This is a genomic window from Pseudomonas sp. BGI-2, from assembly GCF_004310295.1.
GTDB lineage: Bacteria > Pseudomonadota > Gammaproteobacteria > Pseudomonadales > Pseudomonadaceae > Aquipseudomonas.
The window spans coordinates 1-2,576 of sequence record NZ_SISB01000089.1; the positions used below are offsets into that span (position 1 = coordinate 1).

The window sequence follows — 2,576 nt, forward strand, 5'->3', positions numbered from 1 at the left end:
CGCGGTGAGTTCACCGATGGTGCCGTTCTTTTTATATTCACCGTTGTTTTTGTAGTCGAAGACGGTGACCAGGCCGGTGCGGCGGTTGAGTTCCCAGATGGGGCCTCGGGGGGGGTTTATCCAGAGGCTGGGGAAGTGTTTTATGACTATTGAACCGATTGCCCAGGACAGAAGTGGTAGGCCGAGAAGCCAAGAGTAATACTCGATTGCTGAGCGTTTTGTTAGTTCCCAGAATGGTTCTGTTGTTGCTGAAGTCATCACGAAGTGACTTGGAATACTAAATATGAAAAGTATGTAAAAGAACCACTTACCAAAAAACTTCATATATAGCCAGAAGTGAGAGCTTGCGGGGAGAAGTGCATACCTAAATCGTTCGTGGTCATCCCTTATGTGAAAGTCAATAAGTTCGTATGGGCTCGGAGAATAGGCTTCTGAGGCTGTTTTCTCTTCACGTTCTTTCTTGAATCCTTCATGAAGTCGGAGTTTTTTTGGTGAGAATTTTTCGAGAAGGCTTACAGACGTTATGTCATCTGCATTGCCCCAAGGCAGTCTGGCCTTGGCAAAACGCATGATCCACGGACGTTCAGCCGAGCGTTCTTGTTGGGGTACTTCATTCGACCCATAGGCAGTCTTGGCGTACCACGATTCATCAGTCATTAGTTACTGTTCCGTGATTTATTTGTCACTTCGTCTGCCCAGTAAAGTGAACCTTCACTGTCGAAGTCGGGTTTGTTGTGGGTTGCGTCGAATGGCGTGCCGTCCTTGGGTGGCGGCGCAGGAAAGTGCCAGCGTTTATTTTTTTGTTCCAATACACACTGCGCTCTCACTTGCCATTGCTGCTCAATGCCAGATGAGCGTGTCGCTAAGTCAAAGGCATAGCTCGGTGGGGTTGCGAAGAACAGTTCTAGGCCCTGCGGTATCAGCCTTTGCGCTTTGGGTGAGACGAGTTGACTATTAATTAGTTTTTGGAATGGCACGGTTTCACTTTTTATACGGCCGCCTATAGTTTCGAATGTATTGAGTCGGCAATGAGCATTGATGTTGAGGGTGCCAAAGTTGGTAATTAAACCCGGTAAATTACTTTCCATGCGAATGCAGGTATTGGACGAGATAACTTGAAAAGGCGTTTTTGCGTGAACGTCGTGTTTGGCATTGGGGACGAATTTAGGGTTGGTGCCCACGTTAATGCGAATGTCGGCAAATAAACTGATCAGGTAGTAGAAACCACGCTGCGGATCAAGCAGGTGCGCGTTGCCTGAGTGAACTTGAGTGCCGAAAGGGCCATTGACCAGCCATTCTTCGATGGGCTTGTCGGTCAGCCACCAAGCCAGTCCTGCACCTATCACGATCAATATCAGCGCTACCCAACCTGCCGGACCAAGACCAAGAAAGGTGACGGTACTGATAACCACGCCACTGAGAGCGCTGATTGCTCCACCCACGGCCATCATGAGATATGCCCAACTCGCGTCATCGCCCCATGTCCATGCATACCAGGCGTCTTTCAGGCAAATGGCAGTAAGAACCAAACCACTGGTTATTTGCGCAACCAGTCGCACGGTAAATTCCTTTACTAAATACTCGACTGCTAGAGAACCCAATGTTTTCGCGGCCTCATCCGAAATAGTAAAAAGAACCTTGCGACCAGCCGCTAAAACAGATTGGGTGCCGGCAAGTTTTACAGTCAGCATTTCCAAAGCGATAGCTAGATCCACCCCTGCTCCGAATGCGCCAATGTTGACGCGAAATAACCCTTTCTCCCGCGCGACCTGCTCCCGCCCCTGCCACTCCATCCGCAGATTCCAAACCTCCAACATCAAAACCCCCACCGCAAACGGCAACGAGCCCAGCACCCGATAAACCCGGCTGTTAGCCAACTCGACATGCTCATCCACTCCCCGCTGCAACGCACTTTTCACTCTCGCGTTGTCCGTCCCCCGAGCTTCCACATCCTCTTTATGAACCACATTAATCCGCTGATTCAGCGCACTAAGGTTGCGCACCGTCGGATGGTCCACCGGCATCGCCAGCAGTTTGTAATTACCTGTGCGAGGGACGCCCGGTGTCTCGAACGCATCAATATTCCCCACCTTCAATAGCTCGCCCCGGGCATTCAAATACTCACCAATAACCCGCCGTGGCCGCTGCTCGCCGGACGGCACATCGGACAGGCCAAAGATGTAATACCGCTGCGGATCAGCATCACGGCGATTGATGAAGTGCATCTCGCCAAAAGTCTTAGGCATCAGGCTGCGCAACAGCCCCACGCCCAGGCCATGCAGATAGGCGCTGGTAGGGGCGTGGGTGGTTTGTGGCCCGGACGGTTTGTTCACCGCGCTGATGGCGGTTTCAATGGCGCCTGCAATATTTTCGTAGATGCTTAGCAGGGTGCCGGCCGCCGCTTTCGATTGGCCAGTCAGTGTGCTGTTCAGGCTGCCGCTGGCCAGCGACCCTTCCAGCAAGTGCCCGTCGAGGTGTTCGACCTGCGGGTAGTAAGGACCTGGGTCGGTTTCGAATACAGCGAGGTGTTCAGCGCGTAAACAACCATCGCCCTCGTTAACCGTTTTCACGGTGGG

2 pseudogenes are annotated in these 2,576 nt (G+C 52.0%); both read right to left on the reverse strand.

The window, feature by feature from the left end:
• Nucleotides 1-657: pseudogene (locus tag EYC95_RS29940) on the reverse strand (hypothetical protein); the annotation flags it as partial.
• A pseudogene (locus EYC95_RS30290) lies at nt 657-2,576 on the reverse strand (hypothetical protein); the annotation flags it as partial. The pseudogenes EYC95_RS30290 and EYC95_RS29940, both read right to left, overlap by 1 nt.